The 21,255-nt window shown below is 64.5% G+C and carries 21 protein-coding genes and 2 tRNA genes; 9 read left to right on the forward strand and 14 right to left on the reverse strand.

What is annotated here, in order from left to right; genetic code table 11:
* Nucleotides 1-10: 10 nt before the first annotated feature.
* Nucleotides 11-1,405: a diguanylate cyclase domain-containing protein gene (locus AC4HIX_RS10865; RefSeq protein WP_490399000.1), complete on the reverse strand. Its 1,395-nt coding sequence runs from the start codon at nt 1,403-1,405 to the stop codon at nt 11-13.
* Between the two features lie 115 nt (nt 1,406-1,520).
* On the opposite strand from AC4HIX_RS10865, the gene AC4HIX_RS10870 reads away from it, so the two are divergent.
* The 5 genes from AC4HIX_RS10870 (at nt 1,521) to AC4HIX_RS10890 (ending at nt 6,369) form a co-directional block, all read left to right on the forward strand.
* The gene (locus AC4HIX_RS10870; protein WP_475046705.1) at nt 1,521-1,805 is read left to right on the forward strand and encodes a DUF3572 domain-containing protein; all 285 of its coding nucleotides are present in this window, start codon (nt 1,521-1,523) and stop codon (nt 1,803-1,805) included.
* A 57-nt stretch (nt 1,806-1,862) separates the two neighbouring features.
* Complete coding sequence (locus tag AC4HIX_RS10875; RefSeq protein WP_475046704.1) at nt 1,863-2,552, forward strand: HAD family hydrolase; 690 nt, start codon at nt 1,863-1,865, stop codon at nt 2,550-2,552.
* A gap of 237 nt (nt 2,553-2,789) precedes the next feature.
* Nucleotides 2,790-4,349, forward strand: a complete 1,560-nt coding sequence (locus tag AC4HIX_RS10880; RefSeq protein WP_490399001.1) for a trimethylamine methyltransferase family protein — start codon at nt 2,790-2,792, stop codon at nt 4,347-4,349.
* A gap of 377 nt (nt 4,350-4,726) precedes the next feature.
* Nucleotides 4,727-5,314 carry a heme NO-binding domain-containing protein gene (locus AC4HIX_RS10885; protein ID WP_475046701.1) on the forward strand — a complete coding sequence of 196 codons (588 nt, stop codon included), beginning with the start codon at nt 4,727-4,729 and terminating at the stop codon, nt 5,312-5,314.
* Complete coding sequence (locus AC4HIX_RS10890; protein WP_490399002.1) at nt 5,311-6,369, forward strand: diguanylate cyclase domain-containing protein; 1,059 nt, start codon at nt 5,311-5,313, stop codon at nt 6,367-6,369. Before AC4HIX_RS10885 ends, AC4HIX_RS10890 begins: the two co-directional genes overlap by 4 nt.
* A gap of 167 nt (nt 6,370-6,536) precedes the next feature.
* Here the strand turns inward: AC4HIX_RS10890 and AC4HIX_RS10895 are convergent.
* The 6 genes from AC4HIX_RS10895 to AC4HIX_RS10920 form a co-directional block, all read right to left on the reverse strand.
* A tRNA-Glu gene (locus tag AC4HIX_RS10895) sits at nt 6,537-6,611 on the reverse strand.
* 169 nt (nt 6,612-6,780) lie between these two features.
* A tRNA-Glu gene (locus AC4HIX_RS10900) sits at nt 6,781-6,855 on the reverse strand.
* 104 nt (nt 6,856-6,959) lie between these two features.
* Complete coding sequence (gene recJ / locus AC4HIX_RS10905) at nt 6,960-8,699, reverse strand: single-stranded-DNA-specific exonuclease RecJ (protein WP_490399003.1); 1,740 nt, start codon at nt 8,697-8,699, stop codon at nt 6,960-6,962.
* Nucleotides 8,700-8,815: 116 nt separating this feature from the next.
* A complete protein-coding gene (glpX, locus tag AC4HIX_RS10910; protein WP_475046696.1) occupies nt 8,816-9,802 on the reverse strand; it encodes a class II fructose-bisphosphatase in 987 nt (328 codons plus the stop codon).
* A 155-nt stretch (nt 9,803-9,957) separates the two neighbouring features.
* Nucleotides 9,958-11,244 (reverse strand): homoserine dehydrogenase, encoded by a 1,287-nt coding sequence (locus tag AC4HIX_RS10915; protein WP_490399004.1) that lies wholly within the window; start codon nt 11,242-11,244, stop codon nt 9,958-9,960.
* 115 nt (nt 11,245-11,359) lie between these two features.
* The gene (locus AC4HIX_RS10920; RefSeq protein WP_475046693.1) at nt 11,360-11,614 is read right to left on the reverse strand and encodes a hypothetical protein; all 255 of its coding nucleotides are present in this window, start codon (nt 11,612-11,614) and stop codon (nt 11,360-11,362) included.
* A gap of 167 nt (nt 11,615-11,781) precedes the next feature.
* On the opposite strand from AC4HIX_RS10920, the gene AC4HIX_RS10925 reads away from it, so the two are divergent.
* Both AC4HIX_RS10925 and AC4HIX_RS10930 read left to right on the forward strand, forming a co-directional pair.
* Entirely contained in the window at nt 11,782-12,369 is a 588-nt protein-coding gene (locus tag AC4HIX_RS10925; RefSeq protein WP_490399005.1) for a TetR/AcrR family transcriptional regulator, read from the forward strand.
* Nucleotides 12,366-12,845, forward strand: a complete 480-nt coding sequence (locus tag AC4HIX_RS10930) for a GNAT family N-acetyltransferase (protein WP_490399006.1) — start codon at nt 12,366-12,368, stop codon at nt 12,843-12,845. The genes AC4HIX_RS10925 and AC4HIX_RS10930 overlap by 4 nt, the downstream gene beginning before the upstream one ends.
* Nucleotides 12,846-12,864: 19 nt before the next feature.
* Here AC4HIX_RS10930 and AC4HIX_RS10935 read toward each other — a convergent pair whose 3' ends face one another.
* From AC4HIX_RS10935 to AC4HIX_RS10950, 4 genes are all read right to left on the reverse strand, one after another.
* Complete coding sequence (locus tag AC4HIX_RS10935; RefSeq protein ID WP_475046687.1) at nt 12,865-13,167, reverse strand: antibiotic biosynthesis monooxygenase family protein; 303 nt, start codon at nt 13,165-13,167, stop codon at nt 12,865-12,867.
* A gap of 126 nt (nt 13,168-13,293) precedes the next feature.
* Nucleotides 13,294-14,205: a pirin family protein gene (locus tag AC4HIX_RS10940; RefSeq protein WP_490399007.1), complete on the reverse strand. Its 912-nt coding sequence runs from the start codon at nt 14,203-14,205 to the stop codon at nt 13,294-13,296.
* Nucleotides 14,206-14,391: 186 nt separating this feature from the next.
* Nucleotides 14,392-15,579, reverse strand: a complete 1,188-nt coding sequence (locus tag AC4HIX_RS10945) for a 4Fe-4S double cluster binding domain-containing protein (RefSeq protein WP_490399008.1) — start codon at nt 15,577-15,579, stop codon at nt 14,392-14,394.
* 50 nt (nt 15,580-15,629) lie between these two features.
* A complete protein-coding gene (locus tag AC4HIX_RS10950; RefSeq protein ID WP_475046682.1) occupies nt 15,630-16,505 on the reverse strand; it encodes a LysR substrate-binding domain-containing protein in 876 nt (291 codons plus the stop codon).
* Nucleotides 16,506-16,626: 121 nt separating this feature from the next.
* On the opposite strand from AC4HIX_RS10950, the gene AC4HIX_RS10955 reads away from it, so the two are divergent.
* Together AC4HIX_RS10955 and AC4HIX_RS10960 are read left to right on the forward strand one after the other, a co-directional pair.
* Complete coding sequence (locus AC4HIX_RS10955) at nt 16,627-17,583, forward strand: NAD(P)-dependent oxidoreductase (protein ID WP_475052988.1); 957 nt, start codon at nt 16,627-16,629, stop codon at nt 17,581-17,583.
* A 98-nt stretch (nt 17,584-17,681) separates the two neighbouring features.
* On the forward strand, nt 17,682-18,155 hold the full coding sequence (locus AC4HIX_RS10960; protein WP_490399009.1) for a hypothetical protein: 474 nt from the start codon (nt 17,682-17,684) through the stop codon (nt 18,153-18,155).
* 12 nt (nt 18,156-18,167) lie between these two features.
* On the opposite strand, the gene AC4HIX_RS10965 is transcribed toward AC4HIX_RS10960, so the two are convergent.
* The 3 genes from AC4HIX_RS10965 to AC4HIX_RS10975 are packed head-to-tail and all read right to left on the reverse strand — an operon-like array spanning nt 18,168 to nt 20,947.
* Nucleotides 18,168-18,794, reverse strand: coding sequence for a TadE/TadG family type IV pilus assembly protein (locus AC4HIX_RS10965; RefSeq protein ID WP_475046680.1), 627 nt, complete (start codon nt 18,792-18,794; stop codon nt 18,168-18,170).
* A gap of 6 nt (nt 18,795-18,800) precedes the next feature.
* Nucleotides 18,801-19,337, reverse strand: coding sequence for a TadE/TadG family type IV pilus assembly protein (locus tag AC4HIX_RS10970; RefSeq protein WP_490399010.1), 537 nt, complete (start codon nt 19,335-19,337; stop codon nt 18,801-18,803).
* Nucleotides 19,334-20,947 carry a pilus assembly protein TadG-related protein gene (locus tag AC4HIX_RS10975; protein WP_490399011.1) on the reverse strand — a complete coding sequence of 538 codons (1,614 nt, stop codon included), beginning with the start codon at nt 20,945-20,947 and terminating at the stop codon, nt 19,334-19,336. The genes AC4HIX_RS10970 and AC4HIX_RS10975 overlap by 4 nt, the downstream gene beginning before the upstream one ends.
* Nucleotides 20,948-21,255: the final 308 nt, after the last annotated feature.

Here is a 21,255-nt window from a genome sequence, read left to right on the forward strand (position 1 = left end):
TGCGCAGCGCTCACGCGGCTTCGGTGCATGCCTTGGACAAGGTCACCTGATTGCGGCCGGCGTGCTTGGCGTTGTAGAGCGCCTGATCCGCCTTCTCGACCAGTGCCGCGGTGCTGCCGTCCTGGCCGCCGCCGCCCATCGCCGCGCCGATGCTGATCGTGACCTTTACCGGCTCGGCGGCGCCGGGGACCTCGAAGGGGGTGCCATTGATCGCGTTGCACAGGGCAACGGCGGCGATGCCGGCCTCGGCCTCGCTGGTGCCGGGCAGGACGGCCATGAACTCCTCGCCGCCGACGCGGGCCAGCAGATCCGCCGGGCCCAGCACCTGCTGCATGCGGCGGGCGGCCTCGATCAGCACTGCGTCGCCGGCCGGGTGGCCATAGACATCGTTGATCCGCTTGAAGTGGTCGAGGTCGGCCAGCATGACGGCGAGTTTCTCGCCGTTGGCGGCGGCAGAATGCGCCGCACGGTCCAGGAACGGCTTGGCGTAGCGCCGGTTGTAGAGCCCGGTCATCGGGTCCAGCACCGCGGCGCGCAGCCCGTTGCGGACGCTGTCGCGCAGCCGGTCCTTTCGGGCCTTGTGCTGCAGCTGGGCGGTGAGGCGCAGCTCCAGCTCCTCGACATCGAAGCCGGATTGCAGCACGTCATGGGCGCCGCGGTCCAGCGCCTCGGCAGCGATCTGCGGATCGGCTGGATTGGGCACCGCGATTACCACCGTCTGGCGGGTGGCGGCGCGGGCGCGCAGATCCGCCAGCAGCCGCAGGCCGGGGCCGGCGGAGGCCTCGTTCAGTTCGATGATGATGGCATCGGCCACCGGCGCCTGCATCAGCCCCTGGATGTCGCTGATCGTATGGGTGCGCAAGCTGTACGGCAGGCTGGCAGAGAGGTGGTCGCGCCAGGCCATCGCAGTGCGGGGATCCTGCGCCACCAGGGCAACGGAAGCATCGCGCAGATCCTCGGCGCAGCAGCGGTCGCTGAGCGGCAGGATGAACCCGTGCGAGGCGTCGCGCTGCAGGTTCAGCTCCTCGTCGGCGCTGCGGGCGCGCAGCAGGCTGCGGATACGGGCCTGCAGGATCACGTCGTCCACCGGCTGCTGCAGCACATCGTCGATGCCTGCGGCCAGCGCCTGCAGGCGGGCCTTGGAACCTTCCCAGTCGGAGACGGCGATTACCGGCAGATCGGCCAGGGCCTCATCCGCCGCCAGCGCGTGTTTCACATCGGCAGCGGTTCCGTCGGGCAGCGACATGGCGGTGAGAACCAGATCAGGGCGGTGCGCGCGGGCGGTCTTCAGCACCCCGGCCACGCCGCTGGCCTGAACCACATCATAATAGGCAGCCGCCAGTTGCACCTTCAGCATGATGCGGTTGGTGGAGACGCCGTCGATGACCAGGATAGTGCCTTGCACGCGGTATCCTTTCGCCCCTTGCAAATCCTATGCCTTGCAGCTTTGCTGAGACTGGTTAAGAAACTCTTTCGGATTTTTACTAAATTGGCCGCAATGCGGCAGGAGTGTGGAGAACATGCAGATTTCCGCCGATGGCGCAGAGACTCTGGCGTTGAAAGCCTTGGCCTGGCTGGCCGGGAATGATGAGCTTATGCCGGTGTTTCTGGGCGCAACCGGCGCCAGCGAGGCGGATTTGCGCGCGCGGGCGGCAGAGCCGGAATTCCTGGGCTCAGTGCTCGATTTCTTAACGATGGACGACAATTGGGTGATGCAGTTCTGTGATGCTCATGGCCTAGCTTATGAGATGCCGATGCAGGCGCGGATGTCGCTTCCGGGCGGGGCGCAGGTGAACTGGACTTGAGATCGGCGGGGGCTGTGCCTAGGGTTCCGCCAAATTCCCGCGGAGAGAGGACCCGCCATGCCCGTTGATGCCTTCCTGTTCGACAAGGACGGAACCCTGTTCGACTTTGCCGCCACCTGGAACGGCTGGGCGGCTCAGGTGCTTGAGACGCTGGCCAAAGGCGACCGGGCGGTGCTGGAGGCGATGGCTGAGGTGATCAGCTATGATCTGGAGCGGCAGGCGTTCAACCCCGACAGCCTGGTGATCGCCGGCTCCAATGACGAGGTGGCGGAGGTGCTGGCGCCGTTTGTGGCGGAGATGGAGGTTGAGCAGCTGGCGGTGTTCCTGGCCCGCAGCGCTGCGGAGGCGGAACTGGCGCCGGCGGTGCCGCTGGCGGAGTTCCTCGACGGGCTGCTGGCGCGCGGCAAGGTGCTGGGGGTGATGACCAACGACGCCGAGATTTCTGCCAGGAGCCAGCTGCAGCGGGCGGGTGTGCTGGACCGCTTCGCCTTTGTCGCGGGCTGCGACAGCGGCCATGGCGCCAAGCCGGACCCGGATCCGCTGCTGGCGTTTTGCAGGGCGGCGGGGGTTCCGCCGGAGCGTACCGCCATGGTCGGCGACAGCTTGCACGACCTGGAGGCGGGCGCCGCTGCGGGAATGCGGCGGATCGGCGTGCTGACCGGCATGGCGCTGCGCGAGGATCTGGCGCCGCATGCCGATATCGTGCTGCCCGACATCGGCCACATCCCGGCTTGGATTGACCGCTGAACCCGCACTGACTCCGGTGCCCTGAAACGGGCAGCGGCGGTCTCGCCGGCGCTTTACTATAGAGCGCCGGTTTTTTTTCGCGCATTACTGGGCACAAGTGTACATAAATATCCCATACCGCCGGTTTCCGAAACAAAAACGACAGCCATGGTCGGGAATGGACAGTCTATGGCAGCCGGGATTGGCACAGTGGATGGCTATCAGCATTTGCGAAAATCGGATCTAGGGGAGACCGGCATGGCAGACACAGGCGCACGCAAGAGGCGGGGCGGGGGCAGGGCAGGCGCAGCCGCCCGGCGCGGCAGCGCGGCATTGGAGCAGATGCCCTGGCAGGTCCCTGTCAACATCGACCGGCCGACCGAACCTTTGACGGAGGAAGGCGTTCAGGCAATCCACGAGGGCGCCATGCGCATTCTGGAAGAAATCGGCGTGGTGTTCCTGAACCCGGAAGCGCTGGAGATCTTCAAACAGGCCGGCGTCAAGGTCGAGGGCGAGCTGGTCAAAATGGACCGGGATTTCGTGATGGAGATGGTGGGCAAGGCACCCCGCGAATTCTCGATCACTCCGCGCAACCCGGACCGGACGATCCCGCTGGGCGGTAACCACATCCTGTTCGGCAATGTGTCCTCGCCGCCGAACTACTGGGATATGGAGCTGAACAGGAAGGTGGCGGGCAACCGCGAGCAATGCCGCAACCTGCTGAAGCTGACCCAGTATTTCAACTGCATCCACTTTGCTGGCGGCTACCCGGTGGAGCCGGTGGACATCCATGCCTCGGTCCGCCACCTGGATGTGCTTTATGACAAGCTGACCCTGACCGACAAGGCGATGCATGCCTACAGCTTGGGCAAGGAGCGGGTCGAGGATGTGATGGAAATGGTGAGGATTGCGGGCGGGCTCAGCCATGAGGAGTTCGACGCCAAGCCGCATATGTACACCAACATCAACTCCACCTCGCCGCTGAAACACGATTTTCCGATGATCGACGGCTGCCTGCGGCTGGCGCGGCGCGGGCAGGCCATTGTGGTCTCGCCCTTTACCCTGGCGGGCGCGATGGCGCCGGTGACGATGGCGGGCGCGGTGGCGCAGTCGATTGCCGAAAGCCTGTGTGCGATTGCCCTGTTCCAGTATGTGCGCCCCGGCACGCCCTGCGTGATCGGCACGTTTACGTCGAACGTCGATATGAAATCGGGCGCGCCTGCGTTCGGTACGCCGGAGTACATGCGCTCGACCCAGATGACCGGGCAGATGGCCCGGTTCTACGGCCTGCCGATGCGCTCCTCGGGTGTCTGCGCGGCGAACGTGCCGGACGGGCAGGCGGTCTGGGAGACGTCCAATTCGCTGTGGGCAGCGGTGCAGTCGGGCACCAACATGGTTTACCACGCGGCCGGCTGGCTGGAGGGCGGGCTGATTGCCAGCCCGGAGAAGTTCATCATGGATTGCGAAATCCTGCAGCAGATCGAACGCTACATGCAGCCGCAGATCTCGGCCACCGGCCCGGAGGAGATCGCGCTGGATGCAATCAAGGAGGTTGGCAACGACGGTCACTTCTTTGGCATCCAGCACACCCAAGACCGCTATGCGACGGCCTTCTACCAGCCGTTCCTGAGCGACTGGCGCAACTATGAGGCCTGGGAGGCGGCGGGTGCCACCTGGACCGCGCAGCGCGCTCACAAGCTGTTCAAGGAAATCATTGCCGATTTCGAGGAGCCGCCGATGGATGCGGCGATCCGCGACGAGCTGGCGGATTTCGTTGCCCGCCGCAAGGCCGAGGGCGGGGCGCCCACCGACTTCTGAAACCGGTGTGCGGCTGGCAAGAAGCGGAGGGGTGACCCTCCGCTTTTTTGTTTGGAAGACTGCCGGCAGGTCAGATCCCGCCGGTCTGGCGTGCCCGGCGCGCCGCGGTCTTGCCTCGGTGCGTCAGCCGGTCCAGTAGTGACGCGCGGGGGCCGATGCGGCAAGCAGGGTCCATTGCCGGATTCGAATGGCCAGGGTCCGGCAGCCGGATTATGATCGCATTACGCGCTGGTCAGGGGTTTTTGCGGGACGGGCAGGGCTGGTGCAGAACAAAAAAACGTGGAAATGAGCGCGATCCATCACCCAAATTTGCTTTGTTGGGCCTTTCTTAACCCGCAGGCGTCAAGACTATGGCATGGGAAAAGAGGGGCCATTGCATGCACGGTCTGATCAACAGGGCGATTCAGGCTTTTGTGACCAGTACCTACGGGGCGGACCGCTGGGAAGAGGTTATGGAGGAGGCCGGACTCGGGTTTACCGAGTTCGAGGCGATGCTGTTCTACACCGATGAGCAATCGGGCCGGATGCTGGCGGCGATGGAAAAGGTTCTGGCGCGCCCCCTGCCCGAAATGCTGGAGGACATGGGCACATTTCTGGTGTCCAACCCGCAGGTGGAGGCGCTGCGGCGGCTCTTGCGCTTTGGTGGCGTGAATTACGTGGAATTCCTGCATTCGCTGGATGACTTGCCCGACCGGGCACGGCTGGCCGTGTCGGACCTGCATCTTCCCGGTCTGGAGCTGGTGGAGCAGGCGCCGCAGCAGTTCGAGCTGGTCTGCCAGCCGGGGCTGCCGGGCTATGCCTATGTTCTGATGGGCGTTTTGCGGGCAATGGCCGACGACTATGGCGATCTGGTGTTTCTTGATCACAGCGGCACCCAGGGCGGTGCCGAAGTGATTTCCATCACCCTGGTGGAAACCAAGTTCGCCGCCGGGCGCGAATTCGATCTGGGGGCGCATTCGCTATGATGACATTGCAGCAGCTGACGCAGATGGCGGGCGTTGTTTGTCCGATGTACGCGATTGTCGATGCCAAGGGGCGGATTGTCTCTGCCGGTCCGACCTTGAGAAAGCTGCGTCCGCAGCTGAGCTGGGAAGGGCGGCGGTTTTTTCGCGTCTTCGATCTGTCCCGGCCGCGGTCGGTGCGATCGGTGGAGGACCTGCTGCGCACTTCCGGCAGCAAATTGCACCTGCAGTTCCGCGACGCGCCGCAGACCGGGCTTAAGGGGGTTTGCACACCGCTGCCGGACGGGCAGGGCGCGTTCATCAACCTGTCCTTCGGGATTTCCGTTCTGGAAGCGGTGCGCGACTACGACCTGACAAGCGCCGATTTCTCGCCCACCGATCTGACGATCGAGATGCTCTATCTGGTGGAGGCGAAATCCGCCGCGATGGAGGCGTCGCGCCAGCTCAACCTGCGTCTGCAGGGGGCCAAGATCGCTGCCGAGGAGCAGGCCTTTACCGATACGCTGACCGGGCTCAAGAACCGCCGCGCGATGGATCACGTGCTGGCACGGCTGATTTCCAGCGGCCGCGAGTTTGCGCTGATGCACCTCGACCTGGACTTCTTCAAGCAGGTGAATGACACGCTGGGCCATGCGGCCGGCGATGCGGTGCTGCAGCAGGCGGCGCGGATTATGGTGGAATGCACCCGCCAGTCGGACACGGTGGTCCGGGTCGGCGGGGATGAGTTCGTGATGATCCTCGAGGGCGTGCTGGACACGGCGCGGCTGGCGGCGATTGCCAAGCGGCTGATCCAGCAGCTGGAGGAGCCGATTCCCTTTGGCGCCCAGACCTGCCGGATCTCCGCCAGCGCCGGCACCACCTTGTCGACCTGGCAGAAAGTCCCGGATGCGCAGCAGCTGTTGAACCAGGCGGACCTGGCGCTCTATGCGGCCAAGCGGGCGGGGCGGGCGCAGCACTGCTTCTACCGTGAAGGCATGGAGAAGGACGACACGGTCGCAGGCGCGTGTGACAGCCGCGCGGCTGACCCGCAGCAAGCGGCAGGCGGTCCTGCTTCCTGACCGGCATATCTTCAGCACTCTGAACTGAACCGTGGGCGGAATTCCGGCCGCGGTTCAGGGTGATACCGGAAAGCGGCTTGGGCGGCGGATTCTGCTCACAGCGGAAAGCCAAGTGATAGCCTCCGCTTTTGCTCAAGCGAACCGTTGTATCTGTTTTCCGGAGAAAGTGGCAGCCCGTAGGGGAATCGAACCCCTCTTTCCAGGTTGAAAACCTGGCGTCCTAACCGATAGACGAACGGGCCACTCTGTCTGTGAGGCGGTGTTTACTGATTGCGTCTGCCGGGCGCAAGAGGATTTTTGCAGAAATGCGAAGATTTTTTGCGCGCCGCTCTGTTGGCTTAATCCGCTGAAAATACACGCAAAAAACCGCACCATAGGCGCGTTTGAATGATCTGTGCAGGGTGGGGAAAGTGGCAGCCCGTAGGGGAATCGAACCCCTCTTTCCAGGTTGAAAACCTGGCGTCCTAACCGATAGACGAACGGGCCACTCAGTGCGTGAGCGGGTATTTAGTTATTAGCGCCGGAACCCGCAAGAGAAAAAATACGCATTCGCGCATTTTCTTATCCACAGGCTGCAAGCCCTTGAAATCTCACGCTTCGGCAGCGTCTTCCAGGCGCAATTGCGGGCTTTGGCGGCCGCCCCAGGTGTTGATCTCCAGCCGTCCGGCGAAATGGAAGCGGGCGCCGCCGTGCTCCAGCAGCCGAGGACCCAGAGCCGTGTCAAAAGCGCCAAAGCAGATCGCATCCACGCCGCCGCCCATCCCGTCGCTGAGCGACAGTTTCAGGTGGCTTTCGCCGATCTTCTTGGCAAAGCGCACCTGCAGGTCCGGCAGGGCGTAGCGCGGGGCAGGGGCGCCGGCGCCAAAGGGGCCGGCCTGTTCGATCTGCCCGATCAGGTCCACCGTCGCGGCGCCGGGCATCAGCGCGCCGTCCAGTTTCAGGTCGGCGGGGCCGCCCTGGCCTGCGCCCTGTTTGGCCAGCAGTTCAGTGAGTCGCTCCATCGCCGGTTCCAGCTTGTCCCGCATCACCGTGAGGCCCGCGGCCATCTTGTGGCCGCCGCCCTTGACCAGCAGCCCTTCGGCGGCCAGCCGCTGGATCGAGGCGCCAAGATCGACACCGGACACCGAACGCCCTGAGCCTTTCCCTTCTTCCCCGTCGAAACCGATGACGATGGCGGGCCGGTTGGCGGCTTCTTTCAGCCGTGACGCCACGATGCCCACCACACCCGGATGCCAGCCTTCGCCAGCGGCCCAGACCAGCGGCGCCTCCAGCCCGCGTGCTTCGGCCTGATCAAGCGCGGCAGCGCGCACCGCGTTTTCGATATCGCGGCGTTCGGTGTTCAGCTGGTCCAGCCGTTCGGCCAGGGCGGCGGCCTCATGCGGGTTGTCGGTGGACAGCAGCCGCGCGCCCAGATCGGCCTTGCCGATCCGGCCGCCGGCATTGACCCGCGGCCCCAGCAGGAAGCCGAGGTGATAGGTGGAGGGCGCCGAATCCATGCGGCTGACATCGGACAGCGCCACCAGCCCGGGGCGCTTGCGCGCCGCCATAACTTTCAGTCCCTGGCGCACCAGCGCCCGGTTGGCGCCGATCAGCGGCGCCACGTCGGCGACGGTCGCCAGCGCCACCAGGTCCAGCAGGGACATCAGATCGGGGCCCTTGGCGCCCGCCTCGCGCATCTGCCGCCCGGCCTCGACCAGCATCAGGAACACCACGCCCGCGGCACAGAAATAGCCCAGGTCGCCGCTTTCGTCCTGCCGGTTGGGGTTCACCACCGCCACGCACTCCGGCAGCGTCTCGCCGCCCAGGTGGTGGTCCAGGACGATCACGTCTGCGCCCTTGGCGGCGGCGATCGGCTCATGGCTGAGGGTGCCGCAGTCGACGCAGATGATCAGGTCATGGGCGGCGGCCAGTTCCTGCATGGCGGGCACATTCGGGCCATAGCCCTCGTCGATGCGGTCGGGGATGTAGAGCGTCGCCTGCAGCCCCATCTGGCGCAGCCAGACCAGCAGCAGCGCGGCGGAGCTGCCGCCGTCGACGTCATAGTCGGCAAAGACCGCGATCCGCTGCTTGCGCCGCACCGCCTCCAGGAACCGGGCGGCGGCGGCCTCCATGTCCTTCATCTCGCGCGGGTCGGGCAGCAGTTCCTTCAGCCGCGGCTCCAGGAACCCCTTGGCCTCCATCGCCGGAACGCCCCTGCGGGCCAGCACCTGGCACACCGAACGGGGCAGGCCGGTCTGCTGCGCCATCATTTCCGACGCCCGGTCCACCTCCACGCCGGGCCCGACCCAGCGGCGCCCGCTCAAGGACTGCTCAACACCCAAAAAGCTCATCTTCTGCCCCCATGCGCAAAGGCCGGACCCAATGCGGATCCGGCCCTTTCATCTTTCTTCAAATACTCCCGCCGGAGGCAGCGGCGCAAGCCGCTTCCTGCCCGCGCAGGACCGGCTTACATCTGATGCGGTGCCAGCGGTGTGCGGTAGGACATGCGGCGCACCGAGCCGGTCTTGGAGCGCATCAGCAGGGTGGTGGTTTCGACCCAGCCCGGCTGGCGCTTGATGCGCGGCAGCAGCGAGCCGCCGGTCACGCCGGTGGCGGCAAAGATCACGTCCTGGGTAACCATTTCGTCGCGGGTATAGATGCGGTCCAGATCGGTGATGCCCGCCTTGGCAGCGCGGCCCTTTTCGTCGTCGTTGCGGAACAGCAGACGGCCGAAGATCTGGCCGCCCATGCATTTCAGCGCTGCGGCTGCCAGCACGCCTTCCGGAGCGCCGCCCTGGCCCATGTACATGTCGATGCCGGTGGTGCCGCTTTCGGCGCAGTGCATCACGCCGGCCACGTCGCCGTCGGTGATCAGGCGGATCGAGGCGCCGGTCTCGCGCACTTCTGCGATCATCGTCTCGTGACGGGGGCGCTCCAGGATGCAGACGGTGATGTCGGACGGCGCGCAGCCCTTGGCCTTGGCCAGTGCCTCGACGCGTTCGCGCGGGGACATCTCAAGCGACACCACGCCTTCGGCAAAGCCCGGGCCGATGGCCAGCTTGTCCATGTAGGTGTCCGGCGCGTGCAGCATCGAGCCGCGCGGGCCCATGGCGATCACGGTCAGCGCGTTGGGCATGTCCTTGGCGGTCAGGGTGGTGCCTTCCAGCGGGTCCAGCGCGATGTCGACGCCGGGGCCGTTGCCGGTGCCGACTTCCTCGCCGATGTAGAGCATCGGCGCCTCGTCGCGCTCGCCTTCGCCGATCACCACCACGCCGGCGATGTCCAGCAGGTTCAGCTGCTCGCGCATGGCGTTGACGGCGGCCTGGTCGGCAGCCTTTTCGTCGCCGCGGCCGATCAGCGAGGCAGAGGCCAGGGCCGCCTGCTCAGCAACGCGGGCGAGGCCCAGCGACAGCATGCGGTCATAAAAGGGCGCGTCAGAGGTGTTCGAAGTCATACCGGAAATCCTGTCTCAACGGGTCAGATGTAAATGGGCGTTTCAAGCCGAATAGCGCGGGGCGGGGCCAGGTCGCAAGGGAAGATAGCGTTCGCCCCGGCAGGAAAGCCCCGCCGCGGCGTGCAAAACGGCTGATTTCTGCGGAGCGGGGAGGTTCAGACCTCTTCGATGCGCAGGGCGACGGGGGTGCCGTCGACCACATCGGTGGCCGCGAGGCCGTCCAGCGCCGCGTCCAGGGTAGCGCGGGTGCATTTGTGGGTGACGATCAGCACGGGAGCAACCGGCGCAGAGTGGCCGTACTGGCGCATCCGGTCGATGGAGACGCCGGCCTCACCGAGGATTGCCGCCACCTTGGCCAGCGCGCCGGGTTTGTCCAGAAGCCCCATGCGCAGGTAGAAGGGCGCGGGCAGGCCGGTCTGGGCGGCAGGCGCCTCCTGCAGGGTTTCTGCCGGCTGGCCGAAGGTGGAAATCCGCAGGCCGCGGGCCAGGTCCAGCACATCGCCCATCACCGCGCTGGCGGTCGGGCCTTCGCCGGCGCCAGGGCCGCGCAGCACCACCTGCTCGATCGAGTCGCCTTCGATCACCACCATGTTGGTGCCGCCTTCCAGCTGGCCCAGCGGCGAGTCGGCAGGCACCAGGCAGGGCGACATGCGCTGTTCCAGCCCGCGGGCGGAGCGCTGCGCAACGCCCAGCAGCTTGATGCGGTAGCCCATGTCGGCGGCGGCGTGGATGTCTTCCAACTGGATGCGCTGAATGCCTTCCAACTGCACGCTGTCAAAGTCGGGTTTGGTGCCAAAGGCGATGGAGGCCAGCAGCGCCAGCTTGTGGCCTGCGTCGATGCCGCCCACGTCAAGGTTCGGGTCGGCTTCCAGGTATCCCAGACGGCCGCATTCCTCGAACAGCGCGTTATAGCCCTGTTCAGTGGCCTGCATCTGGGTCAGGATGTAGTTGCAGGTTCCGTTCATCACACCCATGATGCGGGTGATCTCATTGCCGGCCAGGCCTTCGGTCAGCGATTTGATCACCGGGATGCCGCCGGCAACGGCGGCCTCGAAACGGATCACGCGGCCTGCGGCTTCGGCCTGCTCGGCCAGCGCCTGTCCGTGAATCGCCAGCAGCGCTTTGTTGGCGGTGACCACATCCTTGCCCGCGGCCAGTGCAGCCTCGGTCGCAGCCTTGGCGGCGCCTTCGTGGCCGCCCATCAGCTCGACAAACACATCCACGTCGTCGCGCACCGCCAGCGCCACCGGGTCTGTTTCCCAGGCGTAGTCGCTCAGCGACACACCGCGGTCTTTGCTGGCGTCGCGGGCCGATACCGCGGAAATCACCACCGGGCGCCCGGTCCGTGCCTCCAGCAGCGCAGCATGGCGGCGGATGATCTTCACCACGCCGATGCCAACCGTGCCCAAACCTGCAATCCCAAGACGAAGCGGTTCTGTCATAGCTGGAGGTCCTTTATTCCGAAATGCTCAGCCCCGCCTTATCGGGTTCGGCGCGAGCGTGCAACGCCGCTGCCGCTTGGGGCGGGCAGAAGCAGCGGGGAATGCCGGGAAGCGGTCAGAATTCGGCGTTTTTTACGGCCTCAGCCCGGCGCTGCAGCCGGGCGCTGCGGGCGTCGAGCTCCTGCTGCAGTTCTTCGCCGGCCTGCTGCGGCGGGTCCAGCGGCTCCAGCGCGTTATCCAGCGGCAGAAGCTTGGGGTAGCCGGCGCCGCGCAGGTCCGGGGTCAGCCGGTCTTCCAGCTCGGGCACCCGGGTGCAGGCGGCAGCGCCCGTCAAAGCCAGGAGGAAAGTGATCCGCGCCCAAGTCTGCATTGCCTAAACCCCTTGTTCCGCTCTGCCGGTTCTAGGGGCTCCGGCGCGCCGGTACAATTGATTTCCCGCCGCAGCGGGGCGTTGGTTTTGCCGGCCGCTGCGGTTACAGAAGACGGCGGCTGCATTCGCTCTTTTATATGAACACTTGTTCAGTTATTGTTCCCGGCATGGCACGCACCCAAGGTTCCCATTCCGATATCACCGGCCCCCGCATCCGCGAGGCGGCTTTGCGGCTGTTTGCCCAGCACGGCTATGCTGCCGTGTCGATGCGCCAGATCGCCAAGGAGGTCGGGGTACAGGCCGGGGCGCTGTACAATTACACGCCGGACAAGCAGAGCCTGCTGTTCAGCCTGATGTCCAGCCATATGGAAGAGCTGCAGGCAGCCTGGGACGCGGTGCCGCGGGCGGCGGGGGCGATGGAGCGGCTGCGGGCCTTCACCGGGTTCCACATCCGCTTTCACCTGGAGCGCCCGGATGCGGTGTTCATCGCTTACATGGAGCTGCGCAACCTGACGGAGGAGAATTTCACCGTCATCGAATCGCTGCGCCGCGATTATGAGAACGGGGTGGAGGGGATCCTGAAGGAAGGTGTGGAGCAGGGGGTTTTCGCCATCCCCGACACCAAGATCGCAACGCTTGCGGTGATTGCGATGCTGAACGGGGTCAACACCTGGTACCGGTCCGAAGGGCGGCTCTCGCTGGATGAGGTGGAGCGGGTCTATTGGGGCATGGTGCAAAAGGCGGTCAGCGCATGAGCCTGCTGGAGCTGCAAACCAGCCGCCTGCGTGCGGTGCGCTGGCAGGATCTGACAGCGGCGGAACTGGCTGAGCTGTTTGCGCCGAAGGTAGTGCAATGGCTGCCGGAGGGCTTCCAGGCGCAGAACAGCGATCAGGCCCGGCGGGAATTCCTGGCGGCGGTCGCACAGCAGGCTGAAGTTGCTGGCTTGCGCAAGGCGGAGGGGCAGGGCATCGGGCTGCTGATCCTGTCTTATCCGGAAGACGGCAGCAAAACCCGCAACCTTGGCTATCTGTTGGCCGAACCCGCCTGGGGCCAGGGGCTGGCGAGCGAACTGATCAGCGGCTTGCAGGCGCATTTCAGCGGCAGCGGCATTTGCCTGAGCGGCGGTGTCATGCAGGAGAACGCGGCCTCGGCCCGGGTGCTGGAAAAGGCAGGGTTCACGCCCCAGCCTGCGGGCGAGGAGACCGTCTACAGATGGTGCGCGGACGGCTGAGGCCCGCGGGGGCAGCCTGTCAGCTCAGCAGGCCGATCATGTCGTAGTGGTCGATCTGGCGGCTCAGCACCATCGGGTCCTCCTCCGGCAGCACATGCGGCTGCTCCCAGTCCTCGCCGGCAAAGGCCTGCAGCGCGTCGATGCTCTCCCACACCATCACCACGCAGAAGGTGGATGGCGAATCCGGACGCGGCAGGCCGGCCGTGACCGAAACCAGCCCCGGCTGGCGGCGCACGTGCGGCACGGCGGTGTTGGTGAGGAAATCCTTGAAGTCGAGGATCTTGTCGTCGCGGACGGTGGCACGGAACACCCGGATAATCATCTCTCCCCCCATCTGGTCGTTGGACGGGGGGAGTATATCACATCAGCGGTCCCATTGGCGGGCCGCAGCCGGCCTGTGCGCGGGACTGCGCCGCGCACCGGGAAAAGCGGGCACCGGTTTTCCCGGTCAGTGCGCGGGCTTTATGAAAGTCCCGTTGCGCAGGTCGCGGAAGGCCTGGTGCAATTCGGCCTGGGTGTTCATCACGATCGGCCCGTGCCAGGCGACCGGCTCATTGATCGGCGCGCCGGAGATCAGCAGGAAGCGCACGCCTTCGGGGCCTGCCTGCACGGTGATTTCGTCGCCGGTGCCAAAGCGGATCAAGGTGCGGTCGCCGGACAGGTCGCGAATGTTGACCTCCTGGCCTGCGACCTCCTTCTCTAGCAGCACCCCTTGCGGGGCTGAGGCATCGGCAAAGGCGGCCTCGCCTTCGAACACATAGGCGAACGCCCGGCGGTAGGTGTCGATTGGCAGAGTCTTCCTGACGCCCGCCGGGACGTAAACATCCAGGTACTGCGGGTCGGCGGCAATGCCGTCCACCAGGCCGCGCTTGCCCCAGAAATCGCCGGCAATCACCTTCACGCGGGTGCCGTCATCGTCGATGATCTCGGGAATGTCGGCACCCTTCACGTCCTGATAGCGCGGCGCGGTCATCTTCTGGCTGGCGGGCAGGTTGCCCCACAGCTGGAAGCCGTGCATCTGGCCCTTGGCGTTGCCCGAAGGCATCTCCTGGTGCAGGATGCCCGAGCCTGCGGTCATCCATTGCACGTCGCCCGCGCCAAGGGTGCCCTCGTTGCCCAGCGAGTCGCCGTGCTCGACCGTGCCTGCCAGCACGTAGGTGATGGTCTCGATGCCGCGGTGCGGGTGCCAGGGGAAGCCGCGCAGGTAGTCCTCCGGGTTTTCGTTGCGGAAGTCGTCGAACAGCAGGAACGGGTCCAGCTCCGACGGGTCTTGAAAGCCGAAGGCGCGGTGCAGCTTGACGCCGGCGCCCTCGGTATGGGGCTGGGCGGGGCGGGTTTCGAGAATGGGTCTGAGGGACATCTCAATGCCTCCTGTATACGTTGACTGAGGCTAAGATAGGGTGTGCGCCACTACCCTGAAACCTGTTGCCGGACACGGGGGCTGTGCGCAGGTGAACAATCGCCTCCCGCGCAGCCCGCAGGGCTGCCCGGCCCAACGGGACGCGGTGCCGCAGGCAGCAAGGACGGGCGGGAGCCCTCGCGCTTGTCAGTGCTGACCGGGAGAAGACGCGGCCCACCAATCAGCGGGTTTGCGCCGCGCGCCATGTTTGGCGGCCAGCCGCAGCGCCAGTTTGCGCAGCGGGCCAAGCGCCAGCTTCAGCCACAGCCGGTTGCGGCGTTTGGAATAGTCGCGGTTGAACGGGCAGACCCGCATGCAGATGGCGCAGTCAGAAGCCATCCTGGCCCAGAAGGAAAAGCACTTTTCGGCATCCGAAGTCCATTTCCTGACCCCCTTGATGGCCGAGACATTTGCGGTTTCGGTGGAGGGCGGCCCGTAGGGCAGCGCCTTCACCGGACAGGCATCGGCGCATTTGGTGCAGATATCGCAGAAAGCCTTCACCCCCAGCGGCTGCGGCACGTCATGGGCCAGCGGCAGATTGGTGAAGATCTTGGAGAACCTGAGGCGCGGCCCGAATTCCGGGGTGATGACCATCTGGTTGCGGGCGTATTCGCCCAAGCCCGCCTTGACCGCATAGGGGATCACCAGGCCGGTGTCGTTCATCGACGGTACCGCCTCATATCCCAGGTTGCGGATATAGGCGGCCAGCTGCATCACGATGGAGGCCTCGTGGCTGTATTCCCGCCCCGTCGCGGCGCCTGCCAGCGCGGAGGGGTAGGTGGCCACCAGGTCCTTGTCCATTTCATGGCCCAGCACAATCACGCTGGTCAGCCCCTCGGGCAGATCGTCCGGCGCCTCGGACATGTCGCGGGCATCGACGCGCGCGGTATAGAGCCAGCGTTCGTCCAGATCGGTGATGCCGCAGAGACCGGCGCCAAAGAACCTGGCGATGCGTTTCACCTCGGCGGACATCTTGGCCGGGTCGCTTATCTCCAGCGCCTCCTTGGCGACTGGCGTGTCGGGGCGGATGGCGGCCTGGAATCCCTCGCGGATGCCCTCATGCGCCCGGCGGGAGGAGACCACGTCGGATATCAGCCAGGCCGCGTTGCGCAGGGCAAAGTCGCGCTGGGCGAAGCCATCCCCGCGGCGCGGGGCAGCCTCCATCCGGTAGGAGGCGAAGAACTTGGCGGTGTGTTTGGAATTCACCCGCTCATCCCAAAAGGCGCGCGTGAAGATGTCGTTGCGCTGCGAGAACCGCTCGAATTCATCGGTGACGTCGATGCCTGCGGCGGCATCGCCGTCGCGCTGGGGCGGGGTGTTCTGGGGCCAGGGCATGGACGGACGCTAGCCGCCAATCCCGGACCCGGCAAGGGCCGCCTGGTGCCTCAGGCGAATAGGGACACGATCCAGTCGCGCACCAGGGCGGTCTCGGCGCTGTTCGGGGCCTCCCCGGCGGCGGGCATCAGATAGTGGCCCTGACCCATTGGGATTTCCGCGTCCAAAACCTGCGCCAGACGGCCTTGCGACAGCGGCAGCTCCGCGTAGCGGCGCATCAGCATGGCGACGCCGGCGCCGGATGCCGCCAGTTCGATCGCCGCCAGCGAGGTGTCGACATAGAGCGGCGCGCTGCGGTCCTTGAGCGGCACGCCGTCCTGCTCCGACAGCCGCAGCCAGTGGTCCTGGTAGCCGTGGATGTGGATCAAGGTCTGGTCAAAAAGCTGATCCACCGACTGCAGCTGCTCTGCCAGCTGCGGCTGCGCGACCGGAATCACGCTTTCGGTGGAGAGCAGATGCGCACGGCGGTCGAACCAGCCGGAAGGGCCAAGCCGCAGGTCAATGTCCACATCCTCGTCCTGGGTGCTGTCAGCCCAGACCGCGGAAATCAGCCGGATGCGGATATGCGGGTGGGCGCTGTGAAACGCCCCCAGCCGCGGCGCCACCCACAGCACCGCGGTGGAAACCGGCGCCCGCAGGGTCACGGTCCGGGTCTGGGCATGGCCCAGCAGACCACGGGTGGAATAGGCGATATCGGTCAGCGCCTGCGCCACCGAAGGGTAGTAGGCGTGGCCCAGCTGGGTCAGCTCCAGATGCCGCGACCGGCGCAGGAACAGGGTGATGCCAAAGCTTTTCTCCAGGCTGCGCACCTGGTGGCTGACCGCGGCCTGGGTCAGGCCCAGCTCCTCGGCGGCGGCGGTGAAGCTTTGCAGGCGGGCGGCGGCCTCAAAGGCGCGCAGCCAGACGAGATTGGGCAGATCGGACATTTGCGTTGCAAAAATTCTTGGGGTCAGACCGCGTTATTATTCGTTTTTGTTTTGACCGGGGTCAAGCTAGCCATATCGCATGTGATACCCCGGGGAGGAGAAGCAGGACATGAAAACGGAAATGAAGATCGGCTTTATCGGCCTCGGCAACGTCGGCGGCAAGCTGGCCGGCAGCCTGGTGCGCAACGGACTGGACGTGGCCGTGCATGATCTGGATGCGGCGCTGGTTGAGACGTTCGTGGCGCGGGGCGCCAAGGCGGGCGGCAGCCCGGCGCAGATGATGCAGGACTGCGATGCGGTGATCACCTGCCTTCCAAGCCCGGCGGCCTCGGATGCGGTGGTCACAGAAATGCTGCCGCATGTGCAGCCCGGCAAGATCTGGATGGAGATGTCCACCACCGACGTGGAGGAGGTGAAACGCTTGGGCGCCCTTATCGTTGAGCGCGGCGGTGAGCCGGTCGACTGCCCGGTCTCTGGCGGCTGCCACCGTGCCGACACCGGCAATATCTCGATCTATGCGGGCTGCGAGCGCGAGACTTTCGACCGGATCCTGCCGATCCTGACCACCATGGGCCGCCGCATCCTGCATGTGGGTGAGATCGGGAATTCCTCGACCCTGAAGGTGATGACCAACTACCTGGCCAACTTGAACCTGCTCGCGGTCATGGAAGCGCTGACGGTGATGAAGGCCTGCGGCATGGACCTGGGCATGACGTTCGAGGCAATCTCGATGTCCTCGGGCACGTCCTTTGCACATGAGACCGAAAGCCAGCTGATCCTGTCCGGCTCTCGCGATGTGAACTTCACCATGGATCTGGTGATGAAGGACATCGGGTTGTTCCAGACCCTGGCCGACCGCCACAATGTGCCATTGGAGCTGTCGCCGCTGATGATCGAGATGATGAAGGACGGCCAGCGCCGCTATGGCGAGCGGGCGCAGTCCGACCGGATGATCGAGCGTCTGGAGGAGGCCACCGGCCTGTCGGTCACTGCGCCGGGCTTTCCGCAGGAGCTGATCGACGATGAGCCGGAAGAGCCCGGCTATGAGGTGTCCGTGCGCCGCGCTGCGGCGGAATAGTCCGCACAGGCGCGACGCATTCAGCCCCTGCTTTGGCGGGGGCTGTTTTCTTTTGCAAATCCGGTTTATGCCCGGCGGAGCAGTAAGGGGAGCAGCTGATGAGCAACGAGATCCTGGCCACAATCGAGGCTTCCGGAGCGCGGCGGGTGATGGGAACAGCGATGCTGGGCCTGACCGGCGCTCTGCTGGTCTATGTGGCTTTTTACGCGCCGCCGTCGCCGGCCTGGCTGGTGTTCCTGCTTGCGGTGGGGGCTGCGGCGCTGTGGCTGGCGGTGCGGATGTGGCAGGCCACGGTGCACCGGATCGAGCTGACCGCCGAGGAGCTGCGCTGCTCTGACGGGCAGGTGATCGCAAGGGTGGAGGATATCGAAGCCATCGACCGCGGTTTCTTTGCCTTCAAGCCGTCAAACGGCTTTCTGATCCGCACCGGCACGCCCGGAGACAGAACCTGGATGCCAGGGCTGTGGTGGCGGTCCGGCCGCCGGATCGGCATTGGCGGTGTGACGCCCGGATCGCAGGGCAAGGCGATGTCGGAAATACTGGCCGCGATGCTGGTGCAGCGCGGGCAGTAAACGCAGGCTGGCTCAGTCGGTGCCTTCGCCGCCATCATCATGGCTGCCGGTGCCTGTTGCGCTGCCTTCGAAGGCAACCAGGGGCGCGAAGCGCGGCCGGGTAAAGATGAAGTTGTCGAGGTTCAGCGTCGGCAGGCCGATATTGAAAGCGGGGTCCATCTCGTTGAAAGTCTCGACCAGAATGACCCGCTCCTGATCCGGCATGTCCGGCAGCTTGGCAGATACCGTGTTGATGGTGGCGTCTGTCCAGGTGGTGTTGGCGGTGCCGCGCACCTCTGACCAGTCCACATAATACTTGTCATCGCCATCGTCCCAGCGCACCACGGAAACCCGCAGGCCCAGCTGAGAATCCTGCCGGATCAGCAGCTTGGTCATCTCGTACATACTGTCGAGGTAGGCGTCGTTGATCGCGGTGGTCTCGCGCGAGATCAGGTCGGAAACGGTGTAGGCCGCCTTGAGGTTGACACCGTCGCGGCGGAAGGCGTCAAAGAAAGTGTAGATGGCGGCGAACAGGCCCAGAAGCAGGGGCGCGTAAAAGACAAACTCGACCGAGACATTGCCTTCCGTGCTGCGCAGGAAAGTGCGCAGGCGGCGGGGCAGGGCGGTTCCGGGTATTTTCCGTGTCAGGGCTGTCAGCATAGCGTCTTACCTCGGTTCCTGAACAAATGCGGAGGTTGCGATCAGGCTGATCCGGCCGTCGCCGTCCTTGTACAGGCTTTCGCCCAAACCCCAGGTCGGGAAGACCGGGTTGAATTTCATGCAGGCGCGGACCAGCATCAGCTCGTTCGATTTGCCGTGTTCAAATGTGCGCACAGGTTTGGGATCTTCGATGCTGTTCACACAGTCCGGATCCGGGTCGACCGGTGACCAGTTGAAAGGGTCCACTTGCACCATCTCCAGCCGGAGCGATGTGGCGCAGTTTTCTATGAACCCCGAAAGATCGCAGATCTCGTCGCGAACCTGCGCGTGGCTTTTGTTGGCGCCGGTGTTCAGGCGGATGTCGCGGACCGTCTGGTCCAGCGCGCGTTCCAGCTGCGAATGGCGCAGGTTGATGAGGCCCAGCTCTACCGTTGACATCAGGATCATGATGAAGGCCGGGATGACGATGGCGAATTCCACGGTGGCGTTGCCATCTTCGCACGCCCGGAAGCGGCGCAGGCTTTGTGCGGTGCGTCGGATCATTGGGTCAGCCTCAGCTGGCGGATGGAGGTTGCAATCGAGGCGAAGGCGTCGGCGATTTCCAGCCCGTCCACGTCGAAGTAGTGGGAGTCGGAGCTGGCGCAGTCCTGCAGCACCGCCACCCCGTTGGAGGGCGCCTCAAAGCCGATGGTGTAGACGACAATGCCCTGGTCCTTGGCCGCCTGGCAGATGCTGGCGGTACGGGCATTCTTGGTGGAGTTGCCGTAGTAGTCGTAGACGCCGTAGTACCAGGTGGACTTGGCGGAGTTCATCCAATCGCCGTAAAGGCTGTAATACAGATACTTTAGGGAGGTGTAGGCAAAGAGGTCAGAATAGCTCAGCCTTTGCGGGTTGTCGCCGTAGGGTTCATTCTTCCAATAGCTCGACACGTCGTGCCAGTAATACTTTCCGGTGGAAGGATTGAGGGTCGAGTAACGCTCCGACGCGGCATCAAACCAGACATTGGAATCACCTTCACGATGATCGCTTTCGACATAATACTGCGAGGTGTTCTGCCCGTCAGTCATCAGCACAATGACCTTGACCGTATCTGCGTCGGTATACTCCGACGGGCGGGCCGAAAAGTCATCGGGCACTGTTGCGCCTGCGCCGGTTGTCAGGGCGTTGATCGCCGGGCGAGCAGAGGGGTCGAGCAAGGCAGTACCCCATTTCATGCCGATATCGATAGAGGTGTTTCCTCCCGCTTCAAAATCCTCGATGTAAGCTTTGAGCGTGGCCGCATCTTTTTGGAACGGCAGAATCTCTCGGCGAGGATCATCCTCGCAAACCGGTGTGTTTATCAACCGGGATGGGTTGTAATATGTGCGGTTGTCCCGGGTTCTGCTGTCCCAAGGCGTGAAGTGCATGGTGCCTTCCAGTTGTGCCGTCAGTGACAGAGACGCCGTCTGGAAATCCGAAGCGGAGAAATTGACACAGCGCGAGTAGATCGTGTCGCCGGGAGTCGAGATGTTGTACTGCTCGTAAAGCTCCTCTGGCAGCGAGACTTGGGTGGCGTAAGGAACGATGGAGATCGACATCTTGCCGTCGGTGGTGTTGGCCACCATGGTGTCGATAAAATCCTTGGCGGCGATCTTGAGGTTGGTCAGGCGGCTGTTGGATCGCATGGAGCCGGAGACGTCGAGCACCAGCGAGATTTCGACCCCGTCGATGCTCTCCTCCGCGCGCGAGGTCGCATAAAGCGGCATTTCATCAATGCCTGCAAATCCCAGCAGATGGGTGGGAAAGGAGGTGTCGATCGTAGCTTGCACCTTCTTGAAGCCGATGCCGGATTCCCACCAGGGCGCCTGATAATAGTCTTCCAGACCGGATTTCGAGAGGTAGTCCAGGACCACCGCGTCGGGCGTCTTGGTCTGGTCCAGGTCCGCGGCCGCGAGGGAGGCACGGTCCAGCGTGTATTGCAGAATGGTGCGGTCGCGCTCCATCCGCATCAGGTCAACCCCGATACCGCCAACCGCAAGCATGGCAAGGAAGGTGCCGATCATTGGCTTTGCCAGCACCCCGTCCTCTTCTTGCAGGAAGCTTTGAACCTTGGAAAGGCAGCGCACCATGAGCGGACTGCTCAGCGCTGTTGAGTTCTTGTGACGCATACTCATCTAAACACCCCCAGGATACCCCGGCCGGCTTTGGAACAGGTCAGCACGGCTTTGGCAGCGGAATTTACACTTATTAATGCTTGGTAAAGGTGGCGGAATTGGGGCGCCATTTTGCCGAAATAGCAAAGATTGTAATGGATTGGAGGTTCAATCTTGCGCGGTTTCGGCGCGTTGTCGCGGCGGTGCGGACAATGGCCCTGCTTCAAGCTGCGAATCGTTAACCTTTGGCTAAAATGCGATTCTTTTGGGCAGGGAATGGTCAAAAAGGTCGCACTCCTTAATCTTCTCTGCATAGAGTGAGGGCACCA

It is taken from the genome of Leisingera sp. (assembly GCF_982940295.1).